The 20,435-nt window shown below is 56.1% G+C and carries 18 protein-coding genes and 1 other annotated feature; of the genes, 12 read left to right on the top strand and 6 right to left on the bottom strand.

The window, feature by feature from the left end:
• Nucleotides 1-16: 16 nt before the first annotated feature.
• Nucleotides 17-1,216, bottom strand: a complete 1,200-nt coding sequence (locus tag WFN87_RS10580; protein ID WP_166871834.1) for an efflux RND transporter periplasmic adaptor subunit — start codon at nt 1,214-1,216, stop codon at nt 17-19.
• Nucleotides 1,217-1,359: 143 nt separating this feature from the next.
• Between WFN87_RS10580 and acrR the strand changes: the two genes are divergently transcribed.
• Both acrR and mscK read left to right on the top strand, forming a co-directional pair.
• Nucleotides 1,360-1,998 (top strand): multidrug efflux transporter transcriptional repressor AcrR, encoded by a 639-nt coding sequence (gene acrR / locus WFN87_RS10575; protein ID WP_008460292.1) that lies wholly within the window; start codon nt 1,360-1,362, stop codon nt 1,996-1,998.
• Nucleotides 1,999-2,148: 150 nt separating this feature from the next.
• Nucleotides 2,149-5,529, top strand: a complete 3,381-nt coding sequence (gene mscK, locus WFN87_RS10570; protein ID WP_336982021.1) for a mechanosensitive channel MscK — start codon at nt 2,149-2,151, stop codon at nt 5,527-5,529.
• On the opposite strand, the gene rsmS is transcribed toward mscK, so the two are convergent.
• The gene (gene rsmS / locus WFN87_RS10565) at nt 5,526-5,693 is read right to left on the bottom strand and encodes a pleiotropic regulatory protein RsmS (RefSeq protein ID WP_008460289.1); all 168 of its coding nucleotides are present in this window, start codon (nt 5,691-5,693) and stop codon (nt 5,526-5,528) included. The two genes, mscK and rsmS, sit on opposite strands and share 4 nt — an antisense overlap.
• 19 nt (nt 5,694-5,712) lie before the next feature.
• Nucleotides 5,713-6,249 (bottom strand): primosomal replication protein PriC, encoded by a 537-nt coding sequence (priC, locus tag WFN87_RS10560; RefSeq protein WP_008460286.1) that lies wholly within the window; start codon nt 6,247-6,249, stop codon nt 5,713-5,715.
• Nucleotides 6,250-6,284: 35 nt separating this feature from the next.
• On the opposite strand from priC, the gene WFN87_RS10555 reads away from it, so the two are divergent.
• From WFN87_RS10555 to WFN87_RS10540, 4 genes are all read left to right on the top strand, one after another.
• Entirely contained in the window at nt 6,285-6,662 is a 378-nt protein-coding gene (locus WFN87_RS10555) for a DUF454 family protein (protein ID WP_166990606.1), read from the top strand.
• Nucleotides 6,663-6,813: 151 nt separating this feature from the next.
• A complete protein-coding gene (gene apt, locus WFN87_RS10550) occupies nt 6,814-7,365 on the top strand; it encodes an adenine phosphoribosyltransferase (RefSeq protein WP_008460281.1) in 552 nt (183 codons plus the stop codon).
• A 246-nt stretch (nt 7,366-7,611) separates the two neighbouring features.
• Nucleotides 7,612-9,540, top strand: a complete 1,929-nt coding sequence (gene dnaX, locus WFN87_RS10545) for a DNA polymerase III subunit gamma/tau (RefSeq protein ID WP_336982024.1) — start codon at nt 7,612-7,614, stop codon at nt 9,538-9,540.
• Nucleotides 8,876-8,940 (top strand) — a sequence feature (DnaX frameshifting element). Its footprint overlaps the gene before it by 65 nt.
• An 87-nt stretch (nt 9,541-9,627) precedes the next feature.
• On the top strand, nt 9,628-9,957 hold the full coding sequence (locus WFN87_RS10540; protein ID WP_008460260.1) for a YbaB/EbfC family nucleoid-associated protein: 330 nt from the start codon (nt 9,628-9,630) through the stop codon (nt 9,955-9,957).
• Nucleotides 9,958-9,997: 40 nt separating this feature from the next.
• On the opposite strand, the gene WFN87_RS10535 is transcribed toward WFN87_RS10540, so the two are convergent.
• The gene (locus tag WFN87_RS10535) at nt 9,998-10,903 is read right to left on the bottom strand and encodes a LysR family transcriptional regulator (RefSeq protein ID WP_336982026.1); all 906 of its coding nucleotides are present in this window, start codon (nt 10,901-10,903) and stop codon (nt 9,998-10,000) included.
• A 108-nt stretch (nt 10,904-11,011) separates the two neighbouring features.
• Between WFN87_RS10535 and WFN87_RS10530 the strand changes: the two genes are divergently transcribed.
• The 3 genes from WFN87_RS10530 to htpG all read left to right on the top strand — a co-directional run bounded on the left by WFN87_RS10530 (nt 11,012) and on the right by htpG (nt 14,575).
• Complete coding sequence (locus tag WFN87_RS10530) at nt 11,012-11,881, top strand: pirin family protein (RefSeq protein ID WP_008460257.1); 870 nt, start codon at nt 11,012-11,014, stop codon at nt 11,879-11,881.
• 103 nt (nt 11,882-11,984) lie between these two features.
• Entirely contained in the window at nt 11,985-12,590 is a 606-nt protein-coding gene (gene recR, locus WFN87_RS10525; protein WP_008460255.1) for a recombination mediator RecR, read from the top strand.
• Between the two features lie 110 nt (nt 12,591-12,700).
• Nucleotides 12,701-14,575 (top strand): molecular chaperone HtpG, encoded by a 1,875-nt coding sequence (gene htpG, locus WFN87_RS10520; RefSeq protein ID WP_336982028.1) that lies wholly within the window; start codon nt 12,701-12,703, stop codon nt 14,573-14,575.
• 154 nt (nt 14,576-14,729) lie between these two features.
• On the opposite strand, the gene WFN87_RS10515 is transcribed toward htpG, so the two are convergent.
• Nucleotides 14,730-15,080, bottom strand: a complete 351-nt coding sequence (locus WFN87_RS10515; RefSeq protein WP_008460252.1) for a hypothetical protein — start codon at nt 15,078-15,080, stop codon at nt 14,730-14,732.
• A gap of 401 nt (nt 15,081-15,481) precedes the next feature.
• On the opposite strand from WFN87_RS10515, the gene adk reads away from it, so the two are divergent.
• From adk to WFN87_RS10500, 3 genes are all read left to right on the top strand, one after another.
• Nucleotides 15,482-16,126, top strand: coding sequence for an adenylate kinase (gene adk, locus WFN87_RS10510; RefSeq protein WP_008460251.1), 645 nt, complete (start codon nt 15,482-15,484; stop codon nt 16,124-16,126).
• Between the two features lie 135 nt (nt 16,127-16,261).
• Entirely contained in the window at nt 16,262-17,227 is a 966-nt protein-coding gene (gene hemH / locus WFN87_RS10505; protein ID WP_008460250.1) for a ferrochelatase, read from the top strand.
• A 60-nt stretch (nt 17,228-17,287) separates the two neighbouring features.
• Nucleotides 17,288-18,592 (top strand): inosine/guanosine kinase, encoded by a 1,305-nt coding sequence (locus WFN87_RS10500; RefSeq protein ID WP_008460248.1) that lies wholly within the window; start codon nt 17,288-17,290, stop codon nt 18,590-18,592.
• A 70-nt stretch (nt 18,593-18,662) separates the two neighbouring features.
• Here the strand turns inward: WFN87_RS10500 and ybaL are convergent, their stop codons facing one another.
• Complete coding sequence (gene ybaL, locus WFN87_RS10495) at nt 18,663-20,339, bottom strand: YbaL family putative K(+) efflux transporter (protein WP_336982031.1); 1,677 nt, start codon at nt 20,337-20,339, stop codon at nt 18,663-18,665.
• Between the last annotated feature and the right edge of the window lie 96 nt (nt 20,340-20,435).

The raw sequence follows: 20,435 nt of genomic DNA, 5'->3' as shown, positions 1-20,435 counted from the left end.
ACGGCTCCTGTTTAAGTTAAGACTTCGGTTGTTCTGACTGCGCGCCTGCGGCGGGTTGCTGTTGGCCTTTATTGTCTTCCGCAACTTCCTGCGCTTTTACCTGAACACCCGGTTTTACTTTCTGTAGGCCGGTAACAATCACGCGATCGCCTGTTTGTAACCCATCGGTAACCAGCCATTTGTCGCCGATCGCCTGGCTGGTTTGCAGCTGGCGAACTTCAACTTTGTCATCCTTCCCAACAACCATCGCTGAAGCATCACCGCGTGGAGTACGAGTTACCCCCTGCTGCGGAACCAGGATGGCATTCGGGTTAACGCCTTCTTCCAGTTTGGCGCGAACAAACATTCCTGGCAGCAGGGTTTTGTCCGGGTTAGGGAAGATAGCGCGCAGGGTGATAGACCCGGTGGTCTGGTCAACGGTCACTTCAGAGAATTCCAGCGAGCCTTCCTGAGGGTAGGCAACGCCGTTGTTCATCGTCAGCTGGACTTTCGCTTTACCGTTTTCCTGTTTCAGTTTGCCGTCGGCCAGCTCCTGCTTCAGGCGCAGGAAGTCATCGCTGGATTGGGTCACATCCACATAAATCGGGTCAAGCTGCTGGACGGTGGCGAGGGCGGTGGTTTGCCCGCTGGTAACCAGCGCACCTTCGGTGACCGCGGATTTCCCGATGCGGCCGCTGATAGGTGAAGTGACTTTGGTGTAGGCCAGGTTGATACGAGCAGTTTCCACTGCGGCTTTTGCTGCGACGACGTCAGCGTTTGCCTGCTGTGCGGTTGCCGCAGCCGTATCGTAGTCAGACTGGCTGATGTACTTGGTGCCCAGCAGTTTCTGGTAACGTTTGACGGTCAGCTGTGCAAGATTCGCGCTGGACTGGGCTTTCGCCAGGTCGCCTTTCGCGCTGTCGTAGGCAGCCTGATAGGTGGCAGGATCGATCTGATACAGCGAAACACCGGCCTGAATGTCGCTCCCTTCAGTGAAGTTACGCTTCAGAATAATGCCGCTAACCTGAGGACGAACTTCTGCGATGCGGAAGGCGTTGGTGCGTCCTGGAAGCTCAGTAGTAATCTGCAATGGCGCGCTTTTCAGAGTCACTACACCCACTTCCGGGGCGTGCGGCGCACTCTGCTGAGTCTCTTTCTCGTTACATCCTGTAAGCGCTAAGCTGCCTGAGAGCATCAGAACGGCCGCCAGAGGCGTAAACCCTCTGTTTTTGTTCATATGTAAACCTCGAGTGTCCGATTTCAAAGTTGTTCAATGGATCAAATGTCCACAAACCCATTGCTGTGTTTATATTATCGTCGTGCTATGGTACATACGTTCACAAATGTATGTAAATCTGACTAAAGTAAATTCACTCACTTATGGCACGAAAAACTAAAGCTCAGGCGCTTGAAACCCGCCAGCACATCCTCGACGTTGCGATTCGCCTGTTTTCACAACAGGGCGTCTCTGCGACTTCGCTAGCGGATATCGCGCAGGCTGCCGGGGTAACTCGTGGTGCAATTTACTGGCATTTCAAAAATAAGTCGGAATTGTTTAGTGAGATCTGGGAGCTAACCGAATCCAGTATTGGTGACTTAGAGATTGAGTATCGGGCAAAATATCCAGACGATCCACTCTCGGTGATAAGAGAATTACTCATTTATATCCTACAGGCAACGGTGACAGAAGAGCGCCGGCGCCTGATGACCGAAATCATTTTCCACAAGTGCGAGTTTGTGGGCGAACTCGAAGTTTTGCAGCAGGCCAGACGCACGCTTTATATGGAAGGAAATGAGCGTATCGAAGCCGCTTTACAGCGCTGTATCGACGCCGGAAAACTCCCTGCAGGCCTGCGCCTTTCCCTCGCCGTCACGCTGATGCGCAGCTACATTACCGGGCTGATTGAGAACTGGCTGGTGGCTCCGGAAACCTTTGATTTACATGCTAAAGCGCCAGACTTTGTCGCCGTCCTGCTGGAGATGTTCCAGCTTAGCCCCACGCTGAACAAACCGGCGTAACTTTCGGCTGCCATTCACCCGATAAATCATTTGAGATTCCTCCGAGGGCGATTGCTATTCTGCGCCCTGAAGCCGTGTTATTCTGCGCGTCTTCCGTGGCCTTTTACTTTTAGCTGGCACTCACATGCGCAGCACCGTAATGACTCAACCATGACTACCCAGCCCAACGCTCTGTCGCGGACTTCCCGTTCCGCATTGATTCTTTTCCTGTTTTTGTGTGTTTCCGTCCTGTTGCCTTTTTCTGTGGCCCAGGCGGCGGCAGGCAATGGCGATTTGCCTACAAAGGCAGAGGTGCAGTCGCAGCTGGACTCGCTGAATAAGCAAAAAACGCTGACGCCGGACGATAAGCTTACCCAGAAAGATCTCACCGAAACGCTTGAGATGCTGGACAAGCTCGACCGCGTGAAGCAGGAAACGGCACAGCTTAAAACCACGGTTGCCCAGGCACCGGACAAGCTGAAGCAGGCGACCGACGCGCTGAATTCGCTGAGCACGCCAGCCGATGACGAAGCGACGCGTAAAACGCTGGGTTCGCTTTCCCTTCGTCAACTGGAAGCCCGGCTGACCGGCGTGCTGGATCAGCTGCAGTCGGCCAACAACGATTTATCCACGCTGAACAGTCAGCTGGTGTCGCTGCAAACCCAGCCTGAGCGCGTGCAGAATGCCATGTATAGCGCCTCTCAGCAGCTTCTGCAGGTACGTAACAGGCTGAACGGCACCACGCCGGGGGAAGCCACTCTCCGTCCAAGCCAGCAAAACTTGCTGCTGGTGCAGCAGGCGCTGTTGAATACCCAAATTGAGCAACAGCGGAAAAGCCTGGAAGGCAACACTGTCTTGCAGGATGCGCTGCAAAAACAGCGCGATTACACCAACGCCAATATCGGGCAGCTTGAGCACACGCTTCAACTGCTGCAGGAAGCGGTTAACAGTAAGCGTTTAACGCTGACGGAAAAAACGGCTCAGGAAGCCGTCACGCCAGACGACGCCGATGCCAGCGCGGTGCAAAATAACCCGCTGGTGCGTCAGGAACTGGACGTTAACCACCAGCTCAGCCAGCGGCTGATTAACGCCACTCAAAGCGGGAATGAGCTGGTTCAGCGGAATATCCGCGTTAAAAACTGGCTCGATCGTGCGCTACAGTCCGAGCGTAATCTGAAAGAACAAATCTCGGTGCTGAAGGGCAGCCTTTTGCTGTCGCGCATTCTTTATCAGCAGCAGCAAACGCTGCCGTCAGCCGACGACCTGGAAGACCTCACCAACCGCATCGCCGACCTGCGCCTGGAGCAGTTCGACATCAACCAGCAGCGTGATGCGCTGTTCCAAAGCGACAGCTACGTCGACAAGATTGTCGAAGGGCATAAAAACGAGGTTAACGACGAAGTTCACGACGCGCTGATGCAGGTGGTGGACATGCGTCGTGAGCTGCTGGACCAGCTCAACAAGCAGCTGGGCAACCAGCTGATGATGGCGATTAACCTGCAGATTAACCAACAGCAGCTGATGAGCGTCAGCAGCAGCTTGAAGAAAATGCTTACCCAGCAAATCTTTTGGGTGAACAGTAACAAACCGATGAACTGGGAGTGGATCAAATCCTTCCCGGGCGCGCTGCACGACCAAATCAAAGGCATGAAGCTGGATATCAGCTGGCACAAAGTGCTGGACGGGCTGTTTATGTCGCTGTTCACCGCGCTGCCGTTAATGCTGCTGGCCGGGCTGCTGCGCTGGCGCTACAAGTGGATCGACAGGCAGCTGGCTAAGCTGGCCTCGGAGGTCGGGCAGCTGCGCACGGATACCCAGCTCAACACGCCTAAGGCGATTTTGCTCAACTTCCTGAAAGTGCTGCCGCTGACGATGGCCATTCTCTCGGTGGGGCTGGTATTGCTGTTTATGCAGCTCAATATCAGTGAGCTGCTGTGGGCGTTTGCCAAAGAGCTGGCGCTGTTCTGGCTGGTGTTTGGCATGGCCTGGCGCATTCTGAGCAGCCGCGGTCTGGCCGTGATCTGGTTTAACATGCCGGAGCACCTGACCCGTCATTATCGCCGCCAAATCGTGCGCATCAGCTTTGCCTTGCTGCCGCTGCTGTTCTGGTCTGTCGTCGGCGAGATGTCACCGCTGAACCTGATGGACGATGTGCTCGGGCAGTTTATGATCCTCCTTAACCTACTGCTGATCACCGCGCTGGTTATCCCGATGTGCCGCGACAACTGGCGGGACAAAGAGTCCCATCCGATGCGGCTGCTGACCATTACGGTGCTCTCCATTGTGCCGGTCGCGCTGCTGGTGCTGACCGCAACCGGCTATTTCTATACCACGCTGCGCCTGGCTAATCGCTGGATAGACACAGTTTATCTGGTCATTATCTGGAACCTGATTCACCAGACGGTGATTCGTGGTCTGAGCGTTGCGGCACGCCGTATTGCCTACCGCCGCGCGCTGGCTCGCCGCCAGAATATGGTTAAAGAGGGGGCAGAGGGCGCAGAGCCGGTCGAAGAGCCGCCGCTGGCGCTGGATCAGATCAACCAGCAAACCATGCGTTTGACCATGCTGCTGATGTTCGCCCTGTTCGGCGTGGTGTTCTACGCCATCTGGTCGGATTTAATTACCGTCTTTGCCTATCTCGACAGCATCGTGCTGTGGCATTACACCGGCAGCGAAGCCGGCGCCACGGTGATGAAAAACGTTACGATGGGCAGCATCTTGTTCGCGATAGTGGCGACGATGGTCGCCTGGGCGCTGATTCGAAACTTGCCGGGCCTGCTGGAAGTGCTGGTTCTGTCGCGGCTGAAAATGCGCCAGGGCGCCTCTTACGCCATTACGACCATCCTCAACTACGCCATTATCGTGATTGGAGCGATGACGGTGTTTGGCTCGCTGGGCGTGTCGTGGGACAAACTGCAGTGGCTGGCGGCGGCACTGTCGGTGGGCCTGGGCTTTGGTTTGCAAGAGATCTTCGGTAACTTCGTTTCCGGCCTGATCATCCTGTTTGAACGCCCGGTCCGCATCGGCGATACCGTTACCATCGGGACATTCTCCGGTAGCGTCAGTAAGATCCGCATCCGTGCGACGACAATCACCGACTTTGACCGTAAAGAAGTGATCATTCCGAACAAAGCGTTTGTGACCGAACGACTGATCAACTGGTCGCTGACGGACACGATCACCCGCGTGGTGATCAAGCTCGGCGTGGCGTATGGATCCGATCTCGATAAAGTGAAAGCGATCTTGCTGAAGGCGGCGATGGAACATCCGAGAGTGATGCACGACCCGGAACCAGCGGTGTACTTCACCACGTTTGGCGCCAGCACGCTTGACCATGAACTGCGCCTGTATGTCCGTGAACTACGCGACCGCAGCATTACCGTGGATGAGCTGAACCGCGCCATTGACAGACTGTGCCGTGAAAACAATATCAACATCGCCTTTAACCAGCTTGAAGTGCATCTGCACAATGAAAAAGGCGATGAACTAACGGAAGTGAAGCGTGATTTAGGCAAAAACGGCGGTCTGCCGCCGCCGACCAGCCAGCCTTAATCGCCGGCGGGAGGCGTTTGTGCTTCCCGCTGCTTACGCAGAAAATCCTGACGGACAATGTCCAGCGCCGCGAGGGCGGTGTCCGTTGGGATCTGGTGCTGCTCCAGCAGCATGATTAAATCGACGGCCAGTTTGACCTCGTCCGGGGCGTTATCCAGCGACATTCTTGCTCCTTAGTTGGGGTTAACTCAGCCCGCGTTCGCGTCTTTCAATGGCTTTTTCTATGCGGGTCAGCGCCTGACGACAGCGCTGCAGGCGGCCTTCCAGCGCGGCCAGTTCTCGCTGAAGCTTTTGCTGGCCAGCAAGCGTGGTTTGCAGGGAAAGCTGGCTTTCTCTATCGCTCACCATCGCCAGCAGCCTGCGTTCGTAATCCTGATGGGTAGCCAGTTTTTCGTACAGGTTTTCCTGCACCTTTTGCTGCGGCTCGCTTTGGCGTAAATGCGCGGTGGCCAATTCCCGCTGTAGCGCGGCAATCTGTGCCACCAGCTTTTCGGCGATAAATGCCACCTGGTCCGTTTTACCGTGGCTGACGCTAAGCTGAAGCTGGGCGAGATTAGCCTGAGCTTCCTGGAGATAGTCTTTCAGCTGCGTGCTGTGGGTATGGAAAAGCTTGCGGTCGAAGCGCGCCTGGCTTGCCCGAAGCAGGGCGACCGGCTCAACGGCGGCGGCCAGCTCGGCGACCCGGGTTTCCAGGGCTTGTAACAGCGAAGCGGTTTTCACAGAATGGCTCTCCAGGGATTGTCAGAGGTTACAGCATGAAGCGTCTTATTCTACTCATCATCGGCTGGCTGGCGGTAGTGCTTGCGACGCTGGGCGTGATATTACCGCTGTTGCCGACCACGCCATTTTTGCTGCTGGCCGCGTGGTGTTTTGCCCGCTCGTCGCCGCGTTTTCACCACTGGCTGCTGTACCGTTCATGGTTTGGCAGCTATCTGCGGCACTGGCAAACGCACCGCGCGATGCCCCGCGGATCTAAGCCAAAAGCTATCCTGTTTATTCTTGCCACCTTCGCGCTTTCGCTATGGCTGGTGAAGATAGTGTGGGTTAGAATTTTGCTGCTGGTGATACTTTGTGCGCTGTTGATCTTTATGTGGCGCATTCCGGTGGTTGATGAAGCGCAACAAAAGCGATAAACCGCAGCAGAAGCTGTTGCAATTGTCGCGTCCAGCCAGTAAATTCGAGCGTTTTCGAGCACGGGTACAGCTGGTTAACCGTTAACCAGTGGTTCACATTTGAACCCACAGGTACTCTGTTTAGTATCATGTTTTTAGCAGGCATAAACCGATGACCGCGACTGCGCAGCAGCTTGAATATCTCAAAAACAGCATTAAAAGCGTTCCTGATTACCCAAAACCAGGAATTCTGTTCCGTGACGTGACCAGCTTGCTGGAAGATCCGAAAGCATATGCCACCAGCATTGCGCTGTTAGTTTCTCGTTTCAAAGACGCCGGTATCACCAAAGTGGTGGGCACCGAGGCCCGTGGCTTCCTGTTTGGTGCTCCGGTTGCGCTGGAGCTGGGCGTGGGGTTCATTCCCGTGCGCAAACCTCGTAAGTTGCCGCGCGAAACCATCGCCGAAAGCTACGAGCTGGAATACGGCACCGACAGCCTTGAAATCCACGTAGATGCCATCAAACCGGGCGATAAAGTGCTGGTCGTGGACGATCTGCTGGCTACAGGCGGGACCATTGAAGCGACGGTGAAACTGATTCGCCGCCTCGGTGGGGAAGTGACTGATGCCGCTTTCGTTATCAACCTGTTTGACCTCGGCGGCGAGCAGCGTCTGGAAAACATGGGCGTGAAAAGCTTCTGCCTGGTGCCTTTCCCGGGCCACTAAGCTTCTTCGACCTACAGGCCTCGCCCAGCGGGCGGGGCTTTAGTTTAGAGACAAACGCCCAAAAAACGTGGTTTTTAGGCGTTTGGGCAAGCCAAAAGTTCATATCCTTTGCTTTTTTGAGGCGAAGAGAATGCTTTTAAAGCGTCAATATCCAGTCAGATATCACAAGCCTCGCCCTGCGGGCGGGGCTTATGTTAGCATTACCCCCTCGATTCACCTTTCCCGCGAACCAGAGCCTAACTCCAGATGAGCTACCAGGTCTTAGCCCGCAAATGGCGCCCCCAAACTTTTGCTGATGTTGTCGGCCAGCAACACGTACTGACCGCGCTGGCTAATGGTTTGTCGCTGGGCCGCATCCACCATGCGTATCTTTTTTCCGGCACTCGTGGGGTGGGGAAAACCTCAATCGCCCGTCTGCTGGCGAAAGGGCTGAATTGCGAAACCGGTATTACCGCGACCCCTTGTGGCGTCTGCGATAACTGCCGCGAAATAGAACAGGGCCGCTTTGTCGACCTGATTGAGATAGACGCCGCCTCGCGCACCAAAGTAGAAGACACCCGCGATCTGCTGGACAACGTGCAGTACGCCCCCGCGCGTGGCCGCTTTAAAGTCTACCTTATCGACGAAGTGCACATGCTCTCGCGCCACAGCTTTAATGCGCTGCTTAAGACGCTGGAAGAGCCGCCTCCGCACGTAAAATTCCTGCTGGCAACTACCGATCCGCAAAAGCTGCCGGTGACCATTCTTTCTCGCTGCCTGCAATTCCACCTGAAAGCGCTGGACGTCGAACAGATCCGCCATCAGTTGGAGCATATTCTTGGTGAAGAGAAGGTCGTGAGCGAGCCCCGCGCGCTGCAGCTGTTAGCCCGCGCGGCGGACGGCAGCCTGCGTGATGCGCTGAGCCTCACCGACCAGGCGATTGCCAGCGGCGACGGGAAGGTCACCACCGCCGCCGTCAGCGCTATGCTCGGCACGCTGGATGATGACCAGGCGCTGTCGCTGATTGAAGCTGTCGTCCAGGCTGACGGCCAGCGAGTCATGGCATTGCTTAACGACGCAGCCGCTCGCGGCGTGGAGTGGGAAGCTCTGCTGGTAGAAATGTCCGCGCTGCTACACCGCGTGGCGATGGTTCAGCTTTCTCCATCTGCCCTTGGCAGCGATATGGCAGCCATCGAACAGCGCATGCGAGAGCTTGCCCGCGTTGTTCCCCCGGCCGACGTGCAGCTTTATTACCAGACATTGCTGATTGGCCGCAAAGAGCTGCCGTGGGCGCCGGATCGCCGCATGGGCGTAGAAATGACGCTGCTGCGCGCGCTGGCTTTCCATCCGCGCAAGCCGCTGCCTGAGCCGGAAGCACCTCGCCAGGCGGCAAGCATTCCGGTGATTAACCCGGTCTCACACCAGCCAGCGGTAAGGCAGCAGCAGGCGGCACCGCCGCCGGACCGGGAAGCCCCTCCGCTGCCGGATGCCACCAGCCAGATCCTCCAGGCGCGCAGCCAACTGATGCGCCAGCAGGAGGCTGATAAAGCAAAAAAGAATGAGCCGGCAGCGCAACGACTAGCGCGGCCGGCAAAAAGCTCCGCGCTGGAACGTTTGGCCTCGGTGACCGAACGCGTTCAGGCGCGCCCTGCGCCGACGGCGCTGGAAAAACCAGCGAAGCCTGAAGCCTATCGCTGGAAGGCACAAAATCCGACGGAAGTCGCCCCTGAACCGGTCGCTACGCCCAAGGCGCTGAAAAAGGCGCTTGAGCATGAAAAAACGCCGGAGCTAGCGCAGAAGCTGGCCGAAGAGGCTATCGAGCGCGATGAATGGGCGGCGGAAATCAATCAGCTGGTGCTGCCAAAGCTGGTACAACAGCTGGCGCTTAACGCCTGGAAAGAGGTGGACGGCAACCGGGTTTGCCTGCATTTGCGTCCTGGCCAGCGCCACCTGAATTCGCCATCGGCGCAAAAAACGCTGTCAGATGCCCTGAGTTCGCACCATGGCGAAGCGATAGAACTGACTATTATTGAAGATGATAATCTGGTTCGCCGTACGCCGCTGGAGTGGCGTCAGGCTATCTACGAAGAGAAGCTGGCGCAGGCGCGCGAGGCGATGAGCAACGACAGCAATATTCAGACTCTGCAAAGGTTCTTTGATGCTGAGCTGGATGAAGATAGTATTCGCCCTGTTTGATATGCCTCGCCTGGCGCGGCATAGTGTGAAACCCTGATAGCCACTCTCGCATTCTGTGAGGGCTGGCCCGATGAAAGAGAGAAGATTATGTTTGGAAAAGGCGGTCTGGGTAACCTGATGAAGCAGGCCCAGCAGATGCAGGAAAAAATGGCCCAGGCTCAGGAAGAAATCGCCAACATGGAAGTCACCGGCGAGTCCGGCGCGGGCCTGGTGAAAGTCACCATCAACGGGGCGCACAACTGCCGCCGTGTCGAAATCGACCCAAGCCTGATGGAAGATGACAAAGAGATGGTTGAAGACCTGGTTGCCGCAGCCTTCAACGATGCCGCTCGCCGTATCGGCGAAGCGCAGAAAGAAAAAATGGCTGGGGTGTCCAACGGCATGCAGTTGCCACCGGGCTTCAAAATGCCATTCTGATGATTTTCCGCCTTCTCCCGCCCGGGAGAAGGCCGTTTTCTTACTCCTCGTCCAGCGCCTGATAGCTCTCCGCCAGAAAATCAATCAACGCCCGCACCGCAGGTAACTGCCCTCGTCGTGAAGGGAAGACCGCATGCACGATCTCCATTCTTGCTCGCCATTCTGGCAACACGTGAACCAGCTTGCCCCGCGCCAGCGCGTCGTTAAGCATCAGCTTCGGGAGCTGCACGACGCCAATCCCGTTCAGCGCCGCGGTACGCAGCGCGATCATATCCGTCGTCACATAGCGGGGCTTGTGGTGAACAATCACCTCCTGCTGTTCCGGGCCAAACAGGCACCAGCGATAAGTTTGCTGCGGCCTGTCCAGCGCCAGGCTTGGCCAGTGGGCGAGATCTGTAGGTGCCGCAGGCATACCCTGGCGGGCGACCAGATCAGGGCTGGCGACCAGGCACATGCTGCGGGTGGCCAGCTTGCGCATCACCAGGTCGCTGTCTTCCAGCGGCAAAGGACGCACGCGAATAGCTAAATCAACGTTTTCGTTCAGCACGTCCACGCGACGGTTGGTTTCCTCAAGCTGAATCACAATCTGCGGATAAAGATGCATAAAGCGCGCCAGCATATCGCCGACGTGGACATGCAGCAGCGCTATCGGACAGGTGAGGCGGATCAGCCCTCGCGGCTCTGACTTGAGCGTGTCGATGGCTTCCTGCGCCGCTTCTGCTTCAATCATCATTGCCTTGCAGTGGCGGTAGAAAATATGCCCGGCTTCGGTGACCGTGAAGCTCCGCGTCGAGCGCTGCAGCAGGCGGGTTTCAAGCCGCTCTTCCAGCAGCGCAATGCGGCGGCTCAGGCGGGACTTTGGAATGTCGATAACCCGGCTGGCGGGGGAAAAACCGCCGTGGTCTACCACCTGCACGAAGTACCACAGATCGTTTAGGTCCTGCATTTCTATTGTCCTGATTATGGAACACTGAGTCCATTTTAGCACTCTACCGGGCTGAGCGTCTGACGGGTAAGCTTTATCCCATCAGAAACAACCCTTGTGGAGAGAATCATGAAATCAATTCTTGGCGTCTACACCGCACCGGCTTCCCACTGGGTGGGGGATGGTTTCCCGGTTCGGTCGCTGTTTTCGTACTCAAAATTTGCCGAGCAGCTTAGCCCGTTCCTGCTGCTGGACTACGCGGGCCCGGCGGAATTTAAGCCGAGCAATAAAGGCCAGCGCGGCGTGGATCAGCATCCGCATCGTGGCTTTGAAACCGTGACCATCGTCTACAAAGGCGAAGTGGCGCATCGCGATAACGCGGGCAACGGCGGTGTGATTGGCCCGGGTGACGTGCAGTGGATGACCGCCGGGAGCGGCATCCTTCACGAGGAATACCATTCTCCGGCATTCAGCGAAGCGGGCGGCAGCCTGGAAATGGTGCAGCTGTGGGTTAACCTGCCTGCAAAAGACAAAATGACCGCGCCTGGCTATCAGCCGATTACCGACGGCGATATTCCGGTGGTCGATTTGCCGGACAATGCCGGTAAGGTTCGCGTGATTGCCGGTGAGTTTGACGGAACCAAAGGCCCGGCCAGGACCTTCTCGCCAATCAGCATTTGGGATTTGCGCCTGAACCCACAAGGCGTTACGCAGTTGGCGGTGAAAGACGGCTGGAACACGGCGCTGGTGGTGTTGAAAGGCACGGTGCTGGTCAACGGTGAAGAGGTGGCGCGTGAAGCACAGCTGGTAGTGCTGGATGCCAAAGGCGAAAGCGTGACCCTCGAAGCCAATAATGACGCGGTGGTTCTGTTGCTCAGCGGTGAGCCTCTGAATGAGCCTGTGGTGGGTTATGGCCCGTTCGTGATGAACACCAAAGAGGAGATTCATCAGGCCATCGATGATTTTAATCAGGGCCGTTTCGGCAAAGACATCGCGTAAACATTTCCCCCGGCGAGCCTTCGTGCGGGGGATATCTTTTCCTATACCCATCCGCGGGGCTAATGTTAGGCTATAGCCCACTTTTTTCTCACAAGCCCGAGCGATGCAAACCAGTCCTTTACTCTCAGCCCTTATGGAATCCCTGCGCTGCCTGCCCGGCGTTGGCCCGAAATCCGCCCAGCGTATGGCGTTTGCCCTGCTGCAGCGCGACCGCAGCGGCGGCATGCGTCTGGCTCAGGCGCTGACCCGCGCCATGTCCGAGATTGGCCACTGTGCGGATTGCCGTACCTTTACCGAGCAGGAAGTTTGCTCCATTTGCTCCAATCCACGTCGCCAGGAAAACGGCCAGATTTGCGTGGTGGAGAGCCCGGCGGATATTCACGCCATCGAGCAAACCGGTCAGTTCTCAGGCCGCTACTTTGTCTTAATGGGGCACCTCTCGCCGCTGGACGGCATTGGCCCGAACGATATTGGACTGGATCGCCTTGAGCAGCGCCTTGCCAGCGAGCCGATGAAAGAAGTTATTCTTGCCACTAATCCGACGGTAGAAGGCGAAGCCACGGCGAACTACATTGCCGAGCTGTGCGCGCAGTACGGCGTTGAAGCCAGCCGTATCGCCCACGGGGTGCCGGTGGGCGGCGAGCTGGAAATGGTGGATGGCACCACGCTGTCACACTCGCTGCTGGGTCGCCATAAGATTAATTTTTAATCGGTTGGGGGAGGTTTTTGCCTCCTCCAGCTTGAAAAGGCACAAATCGCTACCATATCCCCCTCAACGTTTTCTTCATCCCGTATGATTTTGTTGAGGTATCAATGACCATGAAAGGACAAGAGACCCGCGGTTTTCAGTCAGAGGTAAAACAGCTTCTGCACCTGATGATCCATTCTCTCTATTCAAACAAAGAAATCTTCCTGCGTGAGCTGATCTCCAACGCCTCCGATGCGGCAGACAAGCTGCGCTTCCGCGCCCTGTCTGACGCCAGCCTTTACGAAGGTGACGGTGAACTGCGCGTTCGCGTCTCTTTTAACAAAGACAACCGTACCCTGACTCTTGCCGATAACGGCATCGGCATGACCCGTGATGAAGTTATCGATCATCTGGGCACCATTGCTAAATCCGGCACCAAGGCTTTCCTCGAGTCCATGGGGTCTGACCAGGCGAAAGACAGCCAGCTTATCGGCCAGTTCGGCGTAGGCTTCTATTCTGCGTTTATCGTGGCGGACAAAGTCACCGTTCGCACTCGCGCCGCCGGTGCCAGCGCGGAGCAGGGCGTGTTCTGGGAGTCTGAAGGCGCGGGTGAATACACCGTGGCCGACATTGAGAAAGTCGATCGTGGTACCGAAATCACGCTGCATCTGCGTGAAGGCGAAGATGAGTTCCTCGACGACTGGCGCGTTCGCTCCATCATCAGCAAATATTCTGATCACATCGCTCTGCCGGTTGAGATTGAACAGCAGGAAGAAAAAGACGGTGAGACCATCGTTAGCTGGGAAAAAATCAACAAAGCTCAGGCGCTGTGGACCCGAAGCAAATCCGAAGTTAGCGATGACGAATACAAAGAGTTCTACAAGCACATCGCTCACGACTTTACCGACCCGTTGGCCTGGAGCCACAACCGTGTAGAAGGGAAGCAGGAGTACACCAGCCTGTTGTACATCCCTGCGCAGGCGCCGTGGGATATGTGGAACCGTGACCACAAACACGGGCTGAAACTCTACGTGCAGCGCGTGTTTATCATGGAGGATGCCGAGCAGTTCATGCCGAACTACCTGCGCTTCGTGCGTGGCCTGATAGATTCTAACGATCTGCCGCTGAACGTTTCCCGTGAAATCCTGCAGGACAGCCGCGTGACCCAGAACCTGCGCAGCGCGCTGACCAAGCGTGTGCTGCAGATGCTGGACAAGCTGGCGAAAGACGATGCTGAGAAATACCAGACCTTCTGGAAAAACTTTGGCCTGGTGTTGAAAGAAGGCCCGGCGGAAGATAACGCGAACCAGGAAGCTATCGCTAAACTGCTGCGCTTCGCGACCACGCACAACGACTCCTCCGTGCAGACCGTGTCGCTGGAAGAGTATGTCTCCCGCATGAAAGAAGGCCAGGAGAAGATCTACTACATCACCGCGGACAGCTACGCGGCGGCGAAGAGCAGCCCGCACCTGGAACTGCTGCGTAAGAAAGGCATCGAAGTCCTGCTGCTTTCCGATCGCATCGACGAGTGGATGATGAGCTACCTGACCGAGTTCGACGGGAAAGCGTTCCAGTCCGTCAGCAAGACCGATGAATCACTGGATAAGTTGACGGACGAAGAAACCGAAGAAGCGAAAGAAGCTGAGAAGGCGCTGGAGCCGTTCGTGGACCGCGTGAAAACCCTGCTGGGCGAGCGTGTGAAGGAAGTGCGTCTGACGCATCGCCTGACCGATACCCCGGCGATCGTCACCACCGACAGCAACGACATGAGCACCCAGATGGCGAAACTGTTTGCCGCTGCGGGCCAGGAAGTGCCGGAAGTGAAGTACATCTTCGAGCTTAACCCTGAGCATGCGCTGGTGAAACGCGCTGCGGATACGCAGGATGACGCGCAGTTTAGCGAGTGGGTTGAGCTGCTGCTTGACCAGGCGCTGTTAGCTGAACGCGGCCAGCTGGAAGATCCTAACCAGTTCATCCGCCGCATGAACCAGCTGCTGGTTTCTTAAGTCGGATTGATTATCTGACAACAACCACCTGTATCGACAGGTGGTTTTTTTTCACTTAAATATTCAGGCACAGTAACTGCAGAAAATTTCATGCTTTAAAAAGTAAGGTTATTTTTCTGTCGGAATACGGGCTATGGATGTTGAATTTCAGATATTACAGCCACTTTATTTTGCTTTCCCAACCTTTCAGTTCCATGCATTGATTAAATAACCGGTCCCGGCTTTCGCTATTCACGTCCATCACATAGCTTTCAATTTCTGGCTTTTTTACCGCCCGGGTTTTCTCGCCATCACACTCATCTTTTTTAGTACAGGCTTCGTAGTAAGTGGTGTACTTAGTTCGTTGTGCAACCTCATTCCTTACCGGAAAAGCCTGCTGGGACTGGGTTTCACAGTCTCCTCGTGCGCTGGTGTACTCCTGCGCGTTACTGCGGGTTTTTACCCACTGAGATGTGCACCCGCTTAGCAGCAAACAACAGATAATGGCAATTAAGGGCTTATTCATGGCGGGCGCTCTTCCTTTTAGCAAAATAGATCTCCTGGTTAACAGCCTGACGCCAAACAGCGTCGGCAGGCTGTGTTGGCCGTCATTATAATTGCTGTACATAAACCTAATCTATATAGCAGGCCTTTTTCAGCCAGCCTGACGGTTCATAAATTACCAGGCGAAAACCTTATTATTCCCCCGATGAGATAAGGGATAAGGCCGCTGTTGAAAAATAAAAATGCTGTTTGGCTGAACCGATTCTGGCTTCCATCAGGGCCGCTAAGTGGTCGGGATTCAGGCGAAATCGAGGCCCGGGGCTTCAGCCTGAGCACCTCCCTTTCTTGTGATGATACCGCCTTTAGTGGTATGGTTTTCGCCTCAAATTCGATTGAATAATTAAATGTATGGGGAATTACGCAATGCGTATCATTCTGCTCGGCGCACCGGGCGCAGGTAAAGGGACTCAGGCTCAGTTCATCATGGAGAAATACGGTATTCCGCAAATCTCCACCGGTGATATGCTGCGTGCTGCGGTTAAATCTGGTTCAGAGCTGGGTAAACAGGCCAAAGACATCATGGATGCTGGCAAACTGGTGACCGATGAGCTGGTTATCGCCCTGGTTAAAGAGCGCATTGCGCAGGAAGACTGCCGTAACGGCTTCCTGCTGGACGGTTTCCCACGCACTATCCCGCAGGCAGACGCCATGAAAGAAGCGGGCATCAAGGTTGATTTCGTGCTGGAGTTCGACGTACCTGACGAGCTGATCGTTGACCGCATCGTGGGTCGCCGCGTGCACGCTGCTTCCGGCCGCGTTTACCACATTAAATTCAACCCGCCTAAGGTTGAAGGTAAAGACGACGTGACCGGCGAAGAGCTGACTACCCGTAAAGACGATCAGGAAGAAACCGTGCGTAAACGCCTGGTGGAATACCATCAGATGACCGCGCCGCTGATCGGCTACTACTCTAAAGAAGCGCAGGCGGGTAACACCCAATACGCTAAAGTTGACGGCACCCAGGCCGTGGCTGACGTGCGCGCTGAACTGGAAAAAATCCTCGGATAATTTCCCGTAGCGGCAAAAAAATACCAGGGCATGCCCTGGTATTTTTTTGCCCCTATTTTCCCCTTTCACTGTAATCGGTTCTCGTTTCGCTCTTTTACGTTACAATTGACGGCAATTTACAGATAAGGGGTGGGAATGAATCAGGAAAAAATTGGCATCTTACTGGCTAACCTTGGTACGCCGAGCGCCCCGACACCGGCGGCGGTCAACCGCTATCTTCGTCAGTTCCTCAGCGATAAGCGCGTGGTAGATACGCCCCGCCTGCTTTGGTGGCCGCTGCTGCGCGGCGTCATTCTGCCGATCCGTTCACCGCGTGTCGCCAAACTCTATCAGTCCATCTGGATGGAAGAGGGCTCGCCCTTGATGGTATACAGCCGTCGGCAGGAAAAAGCGCTGGCGCAGCAGCTGCCGGACACGCCGGTTGCGCTAGGGATGAGCTACGGCGAACCGTCGCTCAAAAGCGCCGTGGACGACCTCCTGGCGCAGAACGTGACGCACATTGTGGTGCTGCCGCTTTATCCGCAGTTTTCCTGCTCAACCGTGGCGGCGGTATGGGACGAGCTGGGGCGTATCTTCGCCGATTACCGCAGTCTGCCTTCTATTTCCCTGATTCGCGACTACGCGACAGAGCCGGCTTACATCAACGCGCTGGCGGCCTCGGTCAAACGCTCTTTTGCCGAACACGGTGAACCGGACGTGCTGCTGCTTTCCTATCACGGTATTCCGCAGCGCTACGCGAATGAAGGCGATGATTACCCGCAGCGCTGCCGCGACACCACCCGCGAACTGCTGAGCGCCCTTGAGCTGCCGCCGGAAAAAGTGATGATGACCTACCAGTCCCGCTTTGGCCGCGAACCCTGGCTGATGCCGTACACCGACGAAACGTTGAAAATGCTGGCCGAAAAGGGCGTGAAGCATATTCAGGTGATGTGCCCGGGCTTCTCCGCTGACTGCCTGGAAACGCTGGAAGAGATGGCGGTCCAGAACCGGGAAGTGTTTATCGAGGCGGGCGGGACGAAATACGAGTACATTCCGGCGCTGAATGACGATCCGGCCCATATCGCGATGATGATGAATCTGGTGGAGCGGTATCGCAAATAGAAACCTGAGGCGGGGAATGCTACTATTCTCCGCCTTATTATCCAGCCCCGTAACGACACCATGAAATTTCCCGGTAAACGCAAATCCAAACACTACTTCCCCGTCAGCGCCCGCGACCCGCTCTTACAGCAAACTCAGCCTGAAGCAGAAAGCGGCTCTTCCTGGGTGGTCGGCATCGACCAAACGCTGGTCGACATTGAAGCCAAAGTGGACGATGAGTTTGTACAGCGCTACGGGCTGAGTTTTGGCCATTCTCTGGTGATTGAGGATGATGTGGCCGACGCGCTCTACAAAGAGCTGGTCGACAACAACCTGATTACCCACCAGTTTGCCGGAGGCACCATCGGCAATACCATGCACAATTACTCAGTGCTGGCCGATGACCGCTCGGTGCTGCTCGGCGTAATGTGCCGCAATGTCGAGATCGGTAGCTACGCCTACCGCTACCTCTGCAATACCTCCAGCCGGACCGACCTTAACTATTTGCAGGGCGTTGATGGCCCGATTGGCCGCTGCTTTACGCTGATTGGCGACCAGGGCGAGCGTACTTTTGCCATCAGCCCGGGCCACATGAACCAGCTACGTGCGGATAGCATTCCGGAAGAAGTGATTGCCGGGGCATCCGCGCTGGTGCTGACCTCTTATCTGGTGCGCTGTAAGCCGGGCGAGCCGATGCCGGAGGCCACCATGCAGGCGATTGCCTGGGCGAAGAAACACAACGTGCCGGTGGTACTGACTCTGGGCACCAAATACGTGATTGCCGAAAACCCGACCTGGTGGCAGGCTTTCCTGAGCGAGCACGTTTCGATCCTGGCGATGAACGAAGAAGAGGGTGAAGCGCTAACCGGTGAAAGCGATCCGCTGCTGGCCGCCGACAAGGCGCTGGACTGGGTTGACCTGGTGCTTTGCACCGCCGGGCCGGTAGGCCTTTATATGGCGGGTTATACCGAAGAGACCGCGAAGCGTAAAACCCAGCACCCACTTCTGCCTGGTGCGATTGCCGAATTTAACCAGTTCGAATTTAGCCGCGCGATGCGCCTGAAAGACTGCGCTGAGCCGCTGCGAATCTACTCCCACATCGCGCCATATATGGGCGGCCCGGAGAAGATCATGAACACCAACGGCGCGGGAGACGGGGCGCTTGCGGCGCTGTTGCACGATATCACCGCGAACAATTACCACCGCAGTAACGTGCCGAATTCCAGCAAACACAAGCTGACCTGGCTGACTTATTCCTCGCTGGCCCAGGTGTGCAAATACGCCAACCGTGTGAGTTATCAGGTCCTGAATCAGCATTCGCCACGCCTGACGCGCGGCCTGCCCGAGCGGGAAGACAGTCTCGAAGAGTCTTACTGGGAACGTTAAGTTGAAGCGCTGAGCTATAACGCTCAGCTTTTGTTGAAACGGGCAGGTGCAAGACCTGCCCAAAAGACCATTAACCCGTCACCGCTTCTTGTGCGACCGGCGGCACCAGCAGCCCAAGCATGGTATTGGCAATCTCCCTTTCTCCCATCACAACCTGATTAGCGCCACGCTCGGTGATGTAATCCACTTCGTCGTCGTAATGTGCGCGGGCGATGATTTCGATATCCGGGCATTTTGCTCTGGCCGTCGCGACGATTTCACCGGCTTCGTAGCCGTTAGGAATGGTCAGCAGCAGCCAGCGGGCGCAGTCCAGATGGGCCAGACTCATGATCTCTTCGTTAGCAGCATTGCCCAGCACGGCGCGGATCCCGCGTTCGCGCAGCTCATCCACTCGGCTGCGGGAGGTTTCGATCACCACCAATGGCACACCTTCGGCAATAAGCTTCTCGCCAAGCAGGCTACCGACGCGGCCATAGCCCACCAGCAGAGCGTGGTTGCAGATATCCACCGGGATTTGTTTCTCTTCCTCGATGGCTTCTTCCAGGGTTTGCTCGTCCAGCGTTTCGGTTTTCTCGAGGTAGCGCTCAAGCACGGCAAACAGAATTGGGTTCAGCATAATCGACAGAATTGCGCCAGCCAGCACCAAATTTTGCCCCGTTTGTGGTAACAGGTTCAGCGCCATGCCGAGGCCGGCCAGAATAAAGGCGAACTCACCGATCTGCGCGAGGCTGGTGGCGATGGTCAGCGCGGTCCGCTGGGAGTGACCAAACATGCGCACCAGCAGGAACGCCGCCAGGGATTTACCGAAGATGATGATGGCCAGCGTGCCCAGTACCGCCAGCGGTTCCTGAATCAGGATCAGCGGATCAAACAGCATGCCGACGGAAACAAAGAACAGCACCGCAAACGCATCGCGCAGCGGCAGGGTGTCGTGTGCCGCGCGGTGGCTTAGCTCTGACTCATTCAGCACCATACCGGCAAAGAAGGCACCCAGCGCAAAGGAGACATCAAACAATTCAACCGCGCCGAATGCGATGCCCAGGGCCAGCGCCAGCACGGAAAGGGTAAACAGCTCGCGGGAACCTGTCGCTGCGCTGCGAGCCAGAATCCACGGCACAAGGCGGCGGCCAACCAGCATCATCAGGGCGATAAACGCCGCGACCTTTCCGATGGTGATAGCCATATCCAGGCTCAGGGAAACCAGCCCAACGTTGCCTTTTTCCATCATGCCGGCGACGGCTGGCAGCAGCACCAGAGTCAGCACCATCACCAGATCTTCGACAATCAGCCAGCCAATGGCTATTTGCCCTCGCTGAGTATCAATTAGCTGCCTTTCTTCAAGCGCGCGCAGCAGCACGACGGTACTTGCCGTCGATAAACAAAGCCCAAAGACGATACCGGTCATCACCGACCAGCCCATCAGCCAGGAAAGCGCCATGCCCAGCAGCGTCGCGACGCCTATTTGCGCGATGGCGCCGGGGATGGCGATGGCCTTTACCGCCATCAAATCCTTCAATGAAAAATGCAGCCCGACGCCGAACATCAGCAGAATCACGCCTAACTCCGCCAGCTCAGGGGCAAGTTTGGTATCAGCAACAAAACCAGGGGTAAAAGGTCCCGCCAGCACACCAGCTAATAAATAGCCCACCAGCGGAGATATGCGCAGCTTGTTAGCCAGCATACCCAGTAAAAAAGCGAGCACGAGACCACCAACAATGGTGGTGATAAGCGGTGTGGCGTGATGCATTCCGTCTCCTTTGGTTGGCCGATGTTCCAAAACGTTCTGTTACACAGTTTATGACAAATTCTTTATCGGCGTTTATGAATAATTGTTGAATTTTGA

It is taken from the genome of Cedecea sp. AS113, assembly GCF_037152415.1.
In the GTDB taxonomy this organism is placed as follows: domain Bacteria; phylum Pseudomonadota; class Gammaproteobacteria; order Enterobacterales; family Enterobacteriaceae; genus Cedecea.
The sequence above is the reverse complement of the archived record's forward strand: the minus strand, read 5'-3'. Positions and strand labels throughout refer to the sequence as shown.